This window comes from Chryseolinea sp. T2 (assembly GCF_037203685.1).
In the GTDB taxonomy this organism is placed as follows: domain Bacteria; phylum Bacteroidota; class Bacteroidia; order Cytophagales; family Cyclobacteriaceae; genus Chryseolinea.
Map to the genome: position 1 here is coordinate 191,996 of NZ_JBBCAU010000009.1, position 16,124 is coordinate 208,119.

General features: G+C 47.8%; 13 protein-coding genes. 5 read left to right on the forward strand and 8 right to left on the reverse strand.

All coding sequences use genetic code 11. The features are described 5' to 3' along the window. The first annotated feature begins 41 nt into the window (after positions 1–41). A complete protein-coding gene (locus tag WBG78_RS25685; RefSeq protein WP_337329379.1) occupies positions 42–1,853 on the forward strand; it encodes an LTA synthase family protein in 1,812 nt (603 codons plus the stop codon). Between the two features lie 68 nt (positions 1,854–1,921). After that, positions 1,922–3,634, forward strand: coding sequence for an amidohydrolase (locus WBG78_RS25690; protein ID WP_337329380.1), 1,713 nt, complete (start codon positions 1,922–1,924; stop codon positions 3,632–3,634). Positions 3,635–3,728: 94 nt separating this feature from the next. Here the strand turns inward: WBG78_RS25690 and WBG78_RS25695 are convergent, their stop codons facing one another. Next, entirely contained in the window at positions 3,729–4,136 is a 408-nt protein-coding gene (locus tag WBG78_RS25695) for a TerB family tellurite resistance protein (protein WP_337329381.1), read from the reverse strand. Positions 4,137–4,295: 159 nt separating this feature from the next. Between WBG78_RS25695 and WBG78_RS25700 the strand changes: the two genes are divergently transcribed. The 3 genes from WBG78_RS25700 to WBG78_RS25710 all read left to right on the forward strand — a co-directional run bounded on the left by WBG78_RS25700 (position 4,296) and on the right by WBG78_RS25710 (position 8,929). Next, a complete protein-coding gene (locus WBG78_RS25700; RefSeq protein ID WP_337329382.1) occupies positions 4,296–4,979 on the forward strand; it encodes a head GIN domain-containing protein in 684 nt (227 codons plus the stop codon). 220 nt (positions 4,980–5,199) lie between these two features. Continuing rightward, positions 5,200–7,365 carry a glutamine synthetase III family protein gene (locus WBG78_RS25705; RefSeq protein ID WP_337329383.1) on the forward strand — a complete coding sequence of 722 codons (2,166 nt, stop codon included), beginning with the start codon at positions 5,200–5,202 and terminating at the stop codon, positions 7,363–7,365. Between the two features lie 97 nt (positions 7,366–7,462). Further along, positions 7,463–8,929: a M28 family peptidase gene (locus tag WBG78_RS25710; protein WP_337329384.1), complete on the forward strand. Its 1,467-nt coding sequence runs from the start codon at positions 7,463–7,465 to the stop codon at positions 8,927–8,929. A gap of 27 nt (positions 8,930–8,956) precedes the next feature. On the opposite strand, the gene WBG78_RS25715 is transcribed toward WBG78_RS25710, so the two are convergent. The 7 genes from WBG78_RS25715 to WBG78_RS25745 all read right to left on the reverse strand — a co-directional run bounded on the left by WBG78_RS25715 (position 8,957) and on the right by WBG78_RS25745 (position 16,081). Beyond that, the gene (locus WBG78_RS25715; protein WP_337329385.1) at positions 8,957–9,862 is read right to left on the reverse strand and encodes an alpha/beta fold hydrolase; all 906 of its coding nucleotides are present in this window, start codon (positions 9,860–9,862) and stop codon (positions 8,957–8,959) included. A 2-nt stretch (positions 9,863–9,864) separates the two neighbouring features. Further along, the gene (locus WBG78_RS25720) at positions 9,865–11,511 is read right to left on the reverse strand and encodes a S41 family peptidase (protein ID WP_337329386.1); all 1,647 of its coding nucleotides are present in this window, start codon (positions 11,509–11,511) and stop codon (positions 9,865–9,867) included. A gap of 172 nt (positions 11,512–11,683) precedes the next feature. Beyond that, on the reverse strand, positions 11,684–12,754 hold the full coding sequence (locus tag WBG78_RS25725) for a dipeptidase (RefSeq protein ID WP_337329387.1): 1,071 nt from the start codon (positions 12,752–12,754) through the stop codon (positions 11,684–11,686). A 13-nt stretch (positions 12,755–12,767) separates the two neighbouring features. After that, positions 12,768–13,880, reverse strand: coding sequence for a D-TA family PLP-dependent enzyme (locus tag WBG78_RS25730; protein ID WP_337329388.1), 1,113 nt, complete (start codon positions 13,878–13,880; stop codon positions 12,768–12,770). Positions 13,881–13,904: 24 nt separating this feature from the next. Then, complete coding sequence (locus WBG78_RS25735; protein WP_337329389.1) at positions 13,905–14,372, reverse strand: RidA family protein; 468 nt, start codon at positions 14,370–14,372, stop codon at positions 13,905–13,907. A 49-nt stretch (positions 14,373–14,421) separates the two neighbouring features. Further along, entirely contained in the window at positions 14,422–15,735 is a 1,314-nt protein-coding gene (locus tag WBG78_RS25740) for a gluconate:H+ symporter (protein ID WP_337329390.1), read from the reverse strand. 121 nt (positions 15,736–15,856) lie between these two features. Continuing rightward, positions 15,857–16,081 carry a hypothetical protein gene (locus WBG78_RS25745; protein ID WP_337329391.1) on the reverse strand — a complete coding sequence of 75 codons (225 nt, stop codon included), beginning with the start codon at positions 16,079–16,081 and terminating at the stop codon, positions 15,857–15,859. Positions 16,082–16,124: the final 43 nt, after the last annotated feature.

Sequence of the window (16,124 nt, forward strand, 5' to 3'; positions counted from 1 at the left end):
CGCCCATTTGATAATTTTCGAGCTGTGATGCCTAGAGTAGTATGAAGCAGCGTTCAGCCCTCTTATTTTTTGTGTTCCTGTTCTGGACGATTTTTTTTGTCGTAGCAAGGGGTATTTTCCTTTTCTATTTTGTAGAAGCGCGTTCCGCATTGAGCTTCTCAGAGATCCTGTCTGTGTTTAATCATGGTATGGCGATGGACTTTTCGGCAGCGGCGTATCTCACTGCCTTCACCGGAATGCTGCTGGCGCTATTGTATTTCAACACTGGTATTCAATTATGGCCGGTGTGGATCATCTTTCATCTGGTGGCGCTCGTTGGCGCATCACTGGTCACTGTTTATGATCTCGCTGTTTATCCCATTTGGCAGTATAGGTTGGATGTGCGTGCGCTGACCGAGATCGATATGCAGCTGATTAACCGATCACCTCAGGAAGTGATTGTTTTGATCGCGATCTTTTTGCTGCTCGTTGGAGGAGCATTATTTACCAGTTATCGATTCTTTTGGCCGCGGTTCTATTCTCTTAGGGCTACGTCATTAGCCACGATGCCCGTGATCCTGACACTGACAGTATTGCTTATTGTGCCAATGCGCGGTAGCCTTGGGGTTGTAACTATGAATCCAAGTTTCGGATATTCTCATTCAGTTAACGCCTTCGCCAATCATGCAGGCATAAATGTGAGCTGGAATTTTGCCAATTCACTTTGGTGGCGGAAACAGGAAGCTGCTCCAACGGCGGCAGACCACCGGAATGTATTGACAGAGACAATCTTTGCGCAGCCGGACAGCACGGCAAAGCTGATCAATCATAAGAGACCCAATATTGTTATCATACTCTTGGACCGCTTGCCTGCGGACCTGGTCGGCGTCTTAGGCGGACGCAAGGATGCGACTCCAAATTTCAATGAACTTGCCTCTGAAGGAGTGCTTTTTGATCAGTTCTATTCGAACAGTAACCAGACTGACAAAGGACTCGCTGCAATATTAAACGGATACCCATCTCAGTCCCGGATGTCCACCATGTCGGACACAAGGCGTGCCCAGGGTTTACCATACCTCAATAAAGTATTCAAATCACAAGGTTATACCACAGGCTTTACACACGGTGGCTGGCCGAATTATAATAACCTTCGTGCGTATCTGTTCGCAGCAGGCTTTGACAGCGTAACACATGCAAACAATTTTGTCGCAGAGCGGAGGTCAGGGAAATGGGGCGTGCCGGACGAGTTTGTCTTTGATAAGTTTTCAGACGAGATTTTCCATGACCGTCAGCCCTTCTTTAGAGTGATGATGACGAATAGCACTCGTTCGCCTCAGGATACTCCCGTACCCGATTCGTTCAAAAACAGCGAACAATCCGGAATGCTCAGCGCCGTACACTATACTGACCAGGAATTAGGAAAGTTTGTTCAGCAGGCAAAGAAGACGCTGTGGTGGGAAAACACCCTGATCATCATAACCTCTGATCAGGGCAGTGCGTCCTCGGTCAATGAGGATGGCCTCACTCCAGCACAGTTCAAAATTCCAATGCTCTGGTTGGGAGGAGCACTTGCAACACGCGATACTGTTATCCACACGCTTGGAAACCAAACTGACATTTGCAACACTCTGCTTGCGCAAATGGGTCAGTACTCAAAAGATTTCGCCTTCAGCAGAGACATCTCATCTCCAGCGGCTGAACAGCTTGCAATGTTTGTGTTTGACAACGGTTTTGGCGTTGTAAAACCTTATGGTGCTGGAATATTCGACATGGCCGACGACAAGGTGATTTACTCCGAGCGCGTTAACAAGGCCGAAGCAGATCAGGGACGTGCTTACATCAACGCAGTCAGATCAGACTACGCTTCCCGCTGATCCAAAATTTTTAGTGTAGCGCTATTGCTCGGAAAATTCTGTTTAACATTAAGTGATAAACTTAAGCTATGAACAGAATTATACTCCTGGTCGTCGTCATTGCTGTGTTCTCCTGCGGCAAGAAGGAGCTTCCTGCCGATCTGGTCATTCGGGGAGGAACCATCTATACGGTTGACCCTGAAAAACCCACGGCCGAAGCTATTGCAATCAGAAAAGGAACCATAGTCGCTGTCGGTACTACCGCCGATGTTCAGCCTTTTATCACTGAAGAGACGCAGATCCTGGAACTCAACGGTCGCACAGCAACGCCCGGTTTCATTGAGGGCCACGGGCACCTTATGGGCATTGGATACAATGAACTTGAGCTCGACCTGATGAAGGCGAAAAGCTTCGACGAAATTGTATCGATGGTAAAGGACGCTGCCGAAAAGGCAAAGCCAGGGGAATGGATAACAGGCAGAGGATGGCATCAGGATAAATGGACAGTGAAGCCGGAACGACAAATCAAAGGCTTTCCCGTTCATGATGCTTTAAGTGCAGTGTCGCCAAACAATCCTGTATTCCTGCGCCACGCCAGTGGGCACGCAGGATTTGCTAACGCCAAGGCGATGGAAATGGCAGGTGTCAATCAGCTTTCGCGCGAGAAACTTAGACAGGAAGCCGCTGAGGGAGGGGAGGTTATTCGTGACGAAAGGGGAAACCCAACAGGCCTCTTCAATGAAAGGGCCCAGTCTCTGATAGCAGATCACATTCCCGAAAATACCGCGGAAAGAGATGAAGAGGCGCTCCGCCTTGCTATGCGGGCTTGTCTTCGGAATGGAATCACCAGTTTTCATGATGCAGGTGCATCACGCGAAGCGATTGATCTTTACCACAAGTTTAAGACTGACGGTAAGCTGGCTCTCGGCCTTTATGTGATGATCACAGGCGGTGATCGTGACCTGGTTTACGAGTGGTTTAAAAAGGGACCCGAGATTGACACAACGGGATGGCTAACGGTACGCTCCGTGAAGCTGCATTGTGATGGTGCGCTGGGCTCGCGGGGTGCGTGGTTACTTCAGCCATATAGCGACAGAGCCGAATGGTATGGAATGGCAACTCTGCCCATGGATACGGTATTGAAGACTTCACGGGAGGCGCTTAAATATGGTTTCCAGGTTTGCTCGCACGCCATAGGGGACCGTGCAAACCGCGAGGTGCTCGATCGATATGAACTCGCTCTTAAAGAAGCTAAAGTACCTCTGGCAACTCATCGCTTCAGAATTGAACATGCTCAGCATATTGATCCAGCCGATTTGCCAAGATTTGCCAGCCTGGGTGTTATACCCGCCATGCAGGCAATACATATGTCATCGGATCGACCCTGGGCCATTGACCGTCTCGGGGAGAAAAGGATCGTTGAAGGGGCCTATATGTGGCAGACTTTGCTCAAGTCCGGCGCGCGAATAGTTAATGGCACCGACGCCCCTGTCGAGCCAGTGAATCCAATACCTTGCTTCTATGCTTCTGTGACAAGGAAGACCCTCCAGGGGCAGCCAGACGGCGGCTACGAGCCAAATGAGAAAATGACAAGAGAACAGGCGCTGAAATCCTATACCCTGGATGCCGCCTTTGGTGCGTTTGAGGAAAGACTAAAGGGATCACTTCAGGTAGGCAAGAGGGCGGACCTTACCATATTCTCACAGGACCTGATGACCATACCTGAGGACAAGATCCTGAGCACAACGGTATCGGTAGTGGTAGTGGACGGAAAGATTGCCTATAGTGGTGATCAGCAGTAATAGTGAACTTTGGTTAAGTATTTAATGGCGACAAAAAAAAAGGAGGCTGCCGGTTGGGCAGCCTCTGTCTTATCAAGTATAGGAGGTAAAGCTATTACTTTGATTTCAGGAATTTCATTGCCTTTTCCTTCACCATATCTCTGTCGGCAGTGATGGTGGGATCGCTGTACACGTGCTGAGACACCTCTGCAACAACAGCCTTCTTGAAGCCAAGCTTGTCAGCGATATGTTCACAAAAAACAATCTCACTGCGAAAAACCTGACCATCCATCTTCATAAGTTGAATAAGGTTATAAAGGTGTTCAAACTTTTCGTCAGGCGTGAGTGTTCCAATGTCGCCAATTGGCTTGGGGCTTTTTAAAAGTCCATCGATTTCCTCTTTGGAAAGGCCGCTCGCTGTGCCTATGGTGTGGATAAGTTTGGATTCCCTGGCTGCGACATTGCTATCACTGGCTGCAAGGTTGATGAGCACGTTAAGTTCCGCTTTCTTGTCAAATATCATATTCCACTTTTGATTGAATGCAAATTTTGCGAATCGAACTTTGAAATTTCTCGTAAAATACGATGTTTTGGTACATCGACAAAAATTTTGAACGGCGACAAAATCCATGCAACCCTTATTAAGGCGCCTGGTCTTTAAAGCACAAAAGTAGGTACAACAATGAGTAAAATTCTTTCAATAGTTATCGCTCTCCTGGTTTCAGTTCCGCTTGTCGCCCAGGAATCTCAGACACGAAGCGTAGGTCATTTCACAGGTGTGAAGGTGGCCGAAGGTGTCGATGTCTATTTGATAAAGGGTGATAAGGAAAGCGCAAAAGTTGAAGTTTACGGGACGTCTATACAAAACGTGATCACCGAGGTCTCGGGAAGCTATCTTAAAGTTCACATGCGAGACGGCAACTACCACGGCCGCGTGGAGGTCAAGGTTTTTGTTACCTACACGGAGCTTGATAGATTATCCGCCAGCTCGGCGGGGAACATATATTCTCAAGGTGTCATCAAAACCTCCTCATTGGAAATCGGATCATCGAGTGCCGGTACCATTGAGGTTGAGGTGGACGCCGGCGAGATGGAAATCAGCGCTTCCAGTGCAGGCGAAATTGAAATTAAAGGAAAGGCCCGTTCCCTTAAGGCCGACGCCAGCAGTGCCGGCGAAATTGATGCCTATGATCTCGAGGTCGAAAATGTTACCGTGGAGGCCTCAAGTGCGGGATCCGTTAAAGTAAATGTCAAGGAAGCCCTGAATGCCAATGCAAGCAGTGGTGGCAGCATCAGATATCGTGGCAATCCATCCAAATCGATCACCAACTCAAGTAGCGGCGGATCTGTTAAGAAATCCAGCTAGTTATCAAAGTGCATAGAAAATGGGTCGTATCCTGATCGGGTGCGGCCCTTTTTTATTGGATGACATCGATAATCTTTCAGTCGGAACCGTGTGCAAGGTTGGTTTTTGGGTAGAAAGAGGTTTAAACTTATAAAAATTTGAATTTGTCGCTCTAATACCGATGGGGTTTCGAAATTTCCGATAGTTTTGGAGACTAAATACCTCAAATTACAACCACCTTATGGCGCATTTAAGATTTGATGCTCTCAAAAAGTTAAGCGAGCGGCAGCGTGTTCATGTTGAATTGCCAAGCCCCAATGTTTCCAAATTTTATGGGGAAAACGTATTCGGCGTTGAACAGATGCGGGCAACGCTTTCTCCAGCTGTCTTCAAAAAAGTCAGTGCTTCTATTAAGAATCACGAGAAGATAGATGAAACCACCGCCGATGCCGTTGCAGCAGCAGCAAAGTCCTGGGCTATGTCCAAGGGCGCATCGCATTTTACACACTGGTTTCAGCCAATGACCGGCGGTACGGCTGAAAAACACGACTCATTCTTTGACGCCATTTCCGGAATTGAAAAATTCAAAGGAAGCGAGCTTGTTCAGCAGGAACCAGACGCATCTTCATTTCCCAGTGGTGGTATCCGCAGCACTTTTGAAGCTCGCGGTTATACTGCATGGGACCCTACATCGCCAATGTTCCTCTATGGTAAGACGCTTTGCATTCCTACCATATTTGTTTCTTACACTGGTGAAACACTCGACGTAAAAGCACCTCTGCTTAAGGCATTGAAAGCTGTTGATCTGGCAGCAACTAAAGTTTGCCAGTTATTCGATAAGGACATTCAGCATGTTGTGGCTTCACTGGGTGCAGAACAGGAATACTTTGTTGTTGATAAAGCACTTTTCGATGCTCGCCCGGATCTTGTCATGGCGGGACGTACTGTATTCGGTCATGCGCCTGCGCGTGGACAGCAGATGGAAGATCACTATTTCGGATCAATTCCTCCCCGCGTTTACGACTTCATGAAAGATTTCGAAATCGAAGCATGGAAGTTGGGCATACCGGTACGCACTCGTCACAACGAGGTTGCACCGAGCCAGTTTGAAGTAGCTCCATTGTTCGAAGAGGTGAACGTGGCAAACGATCACAACCAGCTCATGATGGACGTTATGGCTCGCGTTGCCGATCGCCACAACCTCAGAATTCTCTTTCATGAGAAGCCATTCTCAGGCCTTAACGGTTCAGGCAAGCACAACAACTGGTCACTGATCACCGATACGGGCGTAAACCTTTATGCTCCGACAAGCAGCGCTCGTGACAACCTGATGTTCCTCACGTTCTTCATCACTACCATTAAGGCTGTGCATGAATATGCTGACCTTCTCCGTGCGAGCATCGCCACGCCAGGTAACGACTTCCGCCTTGGCGCGAACGAAGCACCTCCGGCGATCATGTCAGTTTTCATCGGCTCACAAATGTCAGCTGTTCTGGACGAGCTCGAGAAGAAGGGTGGTAACGTGAAGATTGAGAAAGGTGACAACATGTACATGAAGCTCGGTATTGATCAGATACCTGAGATCATCGTGGATGCAACAGATCGTAACCGTACTTCTCCTTTCGCATTTACAGGAAATAAATTTGAATTCCGTGCTGTTGGTGGTTCAGACAACTGTGGTACAGCGATGACAGCTCTCAACACAATCGTTGCTGAGCAATTGACAGATTTCTTTGAAGCAGTTTCAAAGGAAATTGACAAAGGTGAAGAAAAGCGGATGGCGATCGTTACTGTGTTGCGCCGCTATATCAAGGAATCGAAGGATGTTCGGTTCGAAGGTGACGGCTATTCAGAAGAATGGGTTAATGAAGCTGCAAAGCGCAAATTGGGCAATGAGAAAAACATGGTCCGCGCTCTTGATGCATATCTCGCGCCTAAAGCCCTCAAGCTTTTTGAAAAGCATGAGGTAATGAACCACAAAGAAACTGAAGCGCGTGTAGAGATCAGGTTGGAATCATACATCAAACGCGTACAAATTGAAGCGCGTGTGATAGGCGACCTTGCTATGAATCATATCGTGCCTACGGCGATTGACTATCAGACCAAGCTTATCAACAATGCCAATGGTTTGAAAGGCCTGGGTATCGATAACAGCACGGTGATTCAAACGATCAAAGAAATCTCTGGTCACATCGATAATATCAAGACTAACGTTCGGGCTATGATCGAAGAACGCAAGCGTCTTAACAAGATCACCGATACTCACAAGCGTGCAGTCGGATACTCTGACGATATCAAAGAGAAGTACTTCGAAACCATTCGCGATTCGGTTGACAAACTGGAGCTTCTGGTTAACAACGAAGACTGGCCGTTGGTGAAGTACAGAGAACTATTGTTCCTGCGCTAAGCCGCACATAAACAGAAAAGTTAATAAAGGCGGACCGTTGGTTCGCCTTTGTTTTTATTTGTGGCAGAACGTACCTTGATTACATTCAATTTTCAAAATGCGCTACCTGATTCTAATTGTCGCTGCATGCTTCACGCTGCCAGTTATTGCTCAGAAGAAATCATCAAAAACTATTACGGACTTTGTAACCGAACGTGATATTGCGTCGCACATCACGTTCCTGGCAGCTGATGAAATGCGAGGCAGGGATACTGGCAGTCCTGAACTTGATATTGCTGCAAATTATATAATGACCCAGTTCATGGCTGCCGGAGTTCAGCCGGCAGGAGGTAGCACGTATTTTCATCCTGTATCTTTGAAACGACTTTCGCCTCCGTCGAAGATAGAGTTTGATCTCAGTGTAAATGGAACAGGCGGAAAATTAACAGGTATTGTGCTTGAGGGCCACTCAACCATGCTTTCCAAACCTGTTGTATACGCTGGCTACGGCACGGCACAAGAGCTCGACAAGATCGATGTTAAAGGAAAGATTGTTGTTTGTCTGTTCGGCGGTCAGAGATCAACAGGGTTGGCAGAAGGACTGTTTGCTTTAGCACCGGTTAAGCGCAAAGCAATTGCCGAGCGTGGAGGAGTAGCAGTGATTGAAATAATGCCAAGTCAGGGTGTGCCCTGGGCCGGTCTGCAGAGTCGTTTTGGCGGGAAGCGAATCATTTTGGAGAAAGAGGAGGAGATTCCCCACCTGCTTATGCAGAATTTAGAATCGGAACCGGTTCGACTACTGCAACAGGCAATAGAAGGAACTGGAACTTTGACCGTTAACAGAGAGTTGCCTGCCGCCATAAACGGCAAGAACGTGATTGGCGTGATTCCCGGTTCAGATCCTGTTTTGCGCAATGAATATATAGCAGTTTCTGCTCACTACGACCACGTCGGCGTAGACAAGCATGCTGGTCAGGACTCAATTTTTAACGGGGCACGTGACAATGCAATAGGAACTACCCTGTTGTTGGAAACTGCCAGATATTTCACTCTGAATCCGGTAAAAAGATCAATACTTCTTGTCGCTCTCACCGCGGAAGAGGTGGGGCTTTTGGGTAGCTATTGGTATGCAGAGCATCCGGTGATTCCATTGAAGCAGACGGTATTTGATTTGAATTGTGATGGCGCCGGTTATAATGACAAATCAATTGCTACCATTATCGACTTCAACAGAACGACTGCAGATGTGTTATTGCGCAAGGCATGTACGTCGGCAGGCCTTGAATTAAAAGGAGATCCAGCTCCTGAACAAGGTTTGTTTGATCGTTCCGATAACGTGAATTTTGCGCGTAAGGGAGTGCCGTCTGTCAACGTGTCGCCCGGAGTAAAGGCTTTCGATCAGGAGCTTATGAAATACTATCACCAGCCTGCTGATGAAGTACAGACGCTCGATATGCAATATCTCGCCAGATTTTACAGGGCGATGCTTTTCAGTGTGCAAGCGCTGGCCAATGCAGATAAGGCACCAGTTTGGAAAAGTGGCGATAAATACGAAGCTGCAGGTAAGGAGTTATATGCAAAATGATTTTACGGCTGTCGGCATACGAAGAGCTTAGTTCTTTATAAGGTTTGCAGTGTGTCCTGCGGGTAGGGTATGGGTTAGCATACGAACTATCGCATCATGTATAAGTTCCGGATTGCTCCAGGGAACGAAATGATCCATATCGTCCTTAAACACGAATTCAACCGGTGCATTTACGAGATGCTTCCTTGCAAACTCGGCGTTCTCTGCGGGAACAAGCGAATCCTTCTTTCCCTGTATCACAATTACGGGACAATGAATGGTGCTCCAGAGTGGTAGCATCTTTTCAAGCTCCGGTTTGAGATGATAGATTTCCTCGTTCGATGCCCGAAGCGACCTGGGAAGCAGCCAGCTTAAGAATGGTGTTGCCAATGGCGCCCGGAACCACACTTCATTTGGTTCTAGTTCGGGGTCTATCGATCCTGCAACTATAATCAGGCCATCGATTAGATCAGGATAGTCCATCGCCATACGGGCTATTAATGGTCCTCCCAGTGAATGTCCAATGAGAACCACCGGCCTGTTGTGTTTATGTTTAATTAGTAGCGGCTTAAGTATTGCTGCTTGCTCCTCGAGAGACGCGACGCCGTGACCGAAATTTGAATAGCCAAACCCGGGTCTGTCTGTTGTGATAAGCAGTCCCTTCGAAAGAAGGCTGGTGTCCGCCAGATACCTGATGAATGCGCTCAATGAGCCAGGAGACCCATGTATGAAAAGCACCAGTGGCCCTGTTGTATCGCCGGCGCTTACATAATGTATTTGGTGATGATCTGATGTGTACTCGTCTTGTTTCGCCTCAACATTTTCTACTTTGAAATAGTTGTCAACTTCGCGTGGGCTCATGCGAAAAGACATGCAGGAGTGAAACGAAATGGCAATTGCCAGGACGATCAACAGGAATACGATTTTCAGCGTCCGGGCAATCCCCAGAGCCATAATTATTGCAGGTTAAGTATCTTTTTGTATTGCGTAACGTCGTGGAGAAGCGCGGAGGCTGTTTTGACCTCGTTGTCGTACTTAAAGCCGGCCTCAACACTTCCTTTTTCAAGAGAATAATGCGACACGATCTCTTCTTCCAATAACATCTTGATCTCCTCCTTATACAGGGCCAGCTCATTCTTCTTGTTTTCTGCAATGCGCGTCTGGATCTGACCAAGTTGATTTTTCAGATCGTCGTAATACTTCTCTTTTTTAGCTTCTTCAGTAAACTGTTGCAGTTCAAGTTCCAGATACGACTTGTAGTTATAATTCTTATCACGCATCCAGTTCACGAATTGTTGATACTCTTCGTTGGTCAGCGTAAAGGAGCGTGCATCGGCAGGCTGGGAATGAGTGTGGGCGTATTGATTGGCGTAATCAAAAAGAAAACCCTTTTCAAACAACACCTGTGTAAGCAGATGTGCCTCGCGCGCTTCCGACTTAACGTCGGGTTCTATGCCGCCACCGTCCTGAACGGTTCGCCCGTGAGTAGTCTTGAATTCGCGTTTAAGCGAGTCAGGAATTGAACCTACGCTTCCATCGTCGCGGCGATGAGAGTAGTCGAGGACCTGAATGCAACGACCTGTTGGTGTATAATATTTAGCTGTAGTAACCTTGAGCTGTGAGTTGTAGGAGAGGGGTCGGCTAACCTGTACCAGTCCCTTTCCATATGATTTCTCACCGACAATGATACCGCGGTCATAATCCTGAAGTGTTCCTGCTACAATCTCTGATGCAGACGCGCTCCCTCTGTTGATCAACACGGCAACCGGAAGTTCTGTGTCGACGGGTGCGTTCAATGTTTCATAGCTGAGATTGTTTTCGGGGATCTTGCCTTTGGTGCTTACGACGAGTTGCCCTTTGGGAAGAAATAAGTTGGTAATGTTAACGGCCTCGATCAACAAGCCGCCCGGATTGCCTCTGAGGTCTAATATTACACCCTTTGCACCCTGCTCTTTTAAGGCGACCAGCGCGCTCTTAACTTCTTTCGCAGCATCAGGAGTAAAGTCGGAAAGCTGAATGTAAGCAATGTCGTTGTTGACCATACCCGAATAGGGCACGTTATTGAGTTTTATCTTTTCTCGTCTGAATTCCAGTCTGATCGGTTTATCCACACCGATGCGCTTAACGGTAAGGCTAACAGGTGTTCCTACCTGACCCTTCATCAGTTGACCGGATTCCTCCCGCGACAACTTGGAAAGCTCAACATCGTCGATCTTGATCACCTCGTCACCGATCTTAAGTCCGCCTTTTTGAGCGCCATAGCCTTCCATGATCATCGTCACGACCGTGCGCTTGCCGATCTCTCGTGTAATGGCGCCGATGCCGCCGTACTGACCAGTGTTGGTGGTTCTGAAGTCTTCTACTTCATCTTCAGGGATATAGTTGGTATAAGGATCGAGTGATGTGAGCATGGCATCGATGCCGGTACGAACTAACTTGTTCGGATTCACCTCATCGACATACAAAGCATTAACTTCTTTGAAAAGGGTGGCAAAGATGTCGAGGTTCTTAGCGATCTCGAAATAGCGTTCAGCTGGCGAGCTGAAAGAAAGGGCAACAACTGACCCCGCAACCAATCCCAGGCCTATGATCTTCTTCTTCATGTTCAGCGCAATTTCTTCAGTATGATGCCTTCGTCACGTGTGTTAACTTCCTGAAAAGTACGCATTTCGACCGGTTAATCCCGAGGCAGCTTACGGGATTTTCAGGTCACTCGCCGACGATGACGCACACTAAATTAAACGTGACTGGCTGAAATTCTGTTTTGAAGTGGCACTAGGCCCAGGCCTTTCGAAGGAAGCGCAGCCAGTTGCCATGCATCACCTTCTCAACGTCAGCATCGGAGTAGCCGCGCTTTTTTAATAGAGAAGGGATGCGACCGAGGTCGGCTATGGTTTCAATTTCCAATGGACTTTGTTCTTTTCCGAATGCGCCATCCAGGTCAGAACCGATTCCGATATGGTCCGCGTTGCCGGCAAGCTGACATATGTGGTCCATATGATCGATAAGTACTTCCAGTGTACAATTGGTGCTTGCTGGCGTAGATTTGCCGCGTTCCCAACCAGGTACGAGCATCCAGGCGTCCATAACGCCGCCTATGACTGCACCCCGTGAGATAAGCTCTTTAAGCTGATCGTCGCTGAATTGACGGTTGTGGTCAACTAATGCCCTGCAGTTGTGATGGCTTGCCCAAACATGCCCATTGTAGTGTTTCATGGCCTCCCAGAAGCTGTCGTCGCAGAGGTGGGTGGCATCCAAAATCATATTGAGCCGCTCGATCTCTTTCAATAATGCTCGCCCGTCAGGGCCAAGTCCGCCGGTGGCATTTGTTCCCTGCGCGTAACGGCCAGGACCGTAATGTGCAGGTCCGATGGCGCGCAATCCATAACGGTACGCCTTCTCCAGGTGTCCAACGGTCACCATAGAATCAGCACCTTCAAGACTAAGAATATAACCAATAGGACTTCCGGTGTGGTCCTTGGTCGAGGTCCACTGCTGGACCTGTTTATTTAGCGATGCCAGGTCAGTTATCGGAGTCAATTCACCATCGGTCTCCATCTGCTTATACCAGGCCAGCTGTCCCTGCGTCTGCGCCCATGCCTGCTGCGGTGAATGCCACCCTGGCAGCGGATTATCCGGCGCCACGTACCTTGCAATTTGAGTGGCGACCACTATGCCGATGTCGCCTTTTCGAAGTTCAGGAAAGCATACCACGTTATTGCCGCGGTCCGGCTTATCTTTCATGCCCTTCTCGCGTTCACGAATTTCGCCAACAGGTCGCGTGAGGTCGCGATTCCATTCCATGGCGTTCATACTGAGGTCGAGATGCGCGTCTATTGTTAACATAGATGATGCTTGATTAGATCGTAATCGCCCTGCTTCTGGATTGGGTATTCCAGTATTCACTGACAACACCGCCGTTCACTACAGCAGGGTTTTGATATAGCGCTACCGTTGGGCATATGTGAAACGGTACACCATAAAGAACATCGCCCACACGGTACTTGTGATTGTCGTTCACCTGAAACACCATGTGCTCTTCACTATGACCTACGGGAGTAAGACTGCCAGCGTTCAGGAACGAAACCCGTTTGTCAATCGGATTTTCTGAAGCAATAGCTTTGTGTCCCAGATCTACACAGATAACACCAGGTTTTGGAAGAGATACCACTCTGGTGATCACGAGGGCTGCAAACTGATACTTCTGTTCCTGTAGTATGTCCGAGTAACCTTTGTCCCAGTAAGTAAAAGTACCCGGGCTGCATTCTCTGTCTTTCCGGATTCTGTGCACGGAGAATGTCGGAGTACCACCTGCTACGAGAATTAGTTCACGTTGACTGTATGTGGACGCTTCGCGTTGCAATAATAGTACTGGTGCAAAAGCTTCATCACATTTGGCTGTGCGTACAGCCATATTAGTGTCACGGATATGACCATCATAAGCATGCAGGCCAATGATATTAATGCCTTTTAAGTCGGAGACAGCTTTAATCAACCCGAATGCTTCAGTTGGCGAAACACCTGTTCTGTTCATTCCGACATTCAAGTCAACAAACACATTCAGGGTCGCTTTGGCTGATTCGAAAAGTGCAGCTAGTGCTGTTGCCGTTTTAAGGTTATCGATAAGGCAGGCGAACTGTGTATGGGGAAACTTTTGTATCAACTGCAAAAGGCGTTGACCTTTAGGACCGACTGGCTGATAAGCCAGCAACACGTCAGGAGCACCCTCATTGGCCAGAACCTCAGCCTCAGCAATGGTGGCACACTTGAATTTGCGTATGCCTGCTTCAAGCATCATTCTGCAAACTTCTGTCGACTTGTGCGTCTTGATATGAGGGCGTAACCGACTTACATCGTCAATGCTGCTGAGCAGTTCATTGATGTTGCTTCTTACGCGGTCCGGATAAATTGCCAATGCCGGCGAATCTACGGCCTCGATGTTTTTAATCTGATACCAGTTTAAATCTTTCATGACAGGCAGTCAATATGCCATTTGCTAAGCGAGTTCGAACATGACCTCGATTTCAACGGGAATATTATCAGGCAATGATCCCATTCCCACTGCGCTGCGCACACCCACACCGTTGTCCTGTCCCCATACCGATGCAAACAATTCACTGCATCCGTTGATCACGTAAGGATGACGTTCAAATTCAGGAACGCAGTTCACCATGCCAAGAACTTTGATAACGCGTTTGATTTTATTCAGACTTCCCAGATTTTGTTTGAGGGTTGCAAGGATCGCAAGTCCTACCTGGCGCGCAGCAAGCTTTCCTTCTTCGATATCAAGGTCCTTTCCAATTCTCCCAATGATCAGACTTTTATCTTCCTTCACAGTACCGTGTCCCGAGACGTAGGCAAAGTTGCCAACGATGAGGAATGGCTTGTACACACCCAATGGAGTAGGAGCCGGTGGCAATGTTAAATTCAGTGATGCAAAGCGTTCGTCTGGCGTAAGTGACATAATTGTCCTGTTTGTTGAAGGATGGCAATATACAAAATGAAGCCGATGCTCAGATAATATATGACAACACCATCACACCGATAATACCTGCCACTGACACGATCGATTCCATCAGCGACCAGGAACGAATAGTTTGGCGGATACTCAGGTTGAAGTATTCTTTGAAGAGCCAGAAGCCGCCATCGTTCACATGAGAAAACATAAGACTACCGGCACCCACTGACAATACCATCAGGTTAGGATTTACATCTGGCCGGCTTAATAGTGGTGCCACTATGCCTGCAGCGGTGAGACCAGCAACTGTTGCTGAGCCGACACAAACCCGGATGACACACGCTATGAACCAGGCAAGCAACAACGGATGGATGTCAAGATTGTTAAGCATGTTTCCAATTTCTGTACTTACACCGCTGTCTGTCAAAACCTGCTTGAGCATACCCGCACCTCCCATGATCAGAAGTAGTCCCGCGACATCTTTGATTGCTTCTCCGTAGATATCCATAACCGCTTTCATCGAGGTACCCATTCTGAGTCCGAGAGTGTAAGTTGCAACTGCCAGGGAGAGAACCATTGCAATTGCAGGATCTGCGCAGAACACGATGAGAGGTCTTACTGCTCCTGCATCCGAAACAAGATTGTCGAACACAGTGGTCATTGTAATCAAAATAACCGGCAGCATCGCGGAGAGAATACTTATGCCCAGGCCAGGCAATTTGTTTTCGTCGATCATCTTTACAGTAATAATACCAGCTGATGTTGACTTTAGGTTTTTTAACGTCGAGGCGAAAAGCGGTCCTGCGAGAATCACTGTTGGTATGGCAATTATGATTCCGTAGATGAGAGTCGTCCCGAGATCCGCATGAAATTGAGCCACCAGTGCGGTCGGTGCGGGGTGTGGCGGAAGGAATCCGTGTGTTACAGAAAGCGAGGCAAGCAACGGCACCCCTGTATACACGGGAGGAAGTCCGAATCTGTAAGCCACAGAAAAGATAAGTGGTATTACGAGCACAAACCCTACATTGTAAAATAGTGGTATGCCGATGACGAAGCCTGTTATCATCATGGCCCATTGCATATTTCGTTCGCCAAACATCCGCATTAACCCGGTGGCTATTTGCTGCGCAGCTCCACTGTCTGCCGTGAGTTTGCCAAGCATGGCGCCACAGGCAACAACAACCACGAGGGAACCGAGCATATCTCCGAGTCCCTTCTGGACTGAACCCGAGATCTTTGATACATCAATTCCGAGCAGGAGGCCTGCAAAAACGGAGACAATGAGGAATGCAAGGAACGCGTTGATCTTAAACTTACTAATGAGAAGGATCAGCAACGCGATACTGATGAATATGATAAGTATCGACATGGATGTTTTGTGCTAGAGAGATCATGAAAGGTAACTAAAAAAACGATTGCGCTATGCCCGCTTGTGGATTAGTCATCAAATCGGTTACTCCCAATTGACAACTGAAGCTGGTGTTCGATAATTAAAACTTGTCGGGTATTTGTATGATTCGTAGAACCACTTCGTGTGGATCACCATCTTTATCTATGAGACTGAACTTCACCATAGGATTATCGCGCTTCACGTGGCTTTCAACGTGCACAATGCGATTATCTTTCAGATGCTTTTCAATCTCCTTTTGCAGCTCAGTCAAGGCAGTTGCAAAGTCAACCTCCAGGGGGCTTGGATTGTAGGCGCTGGTTTTCATTATGCTCTGGTTTCGCTTTCAAATCAGCCGGCAAATATCTGGT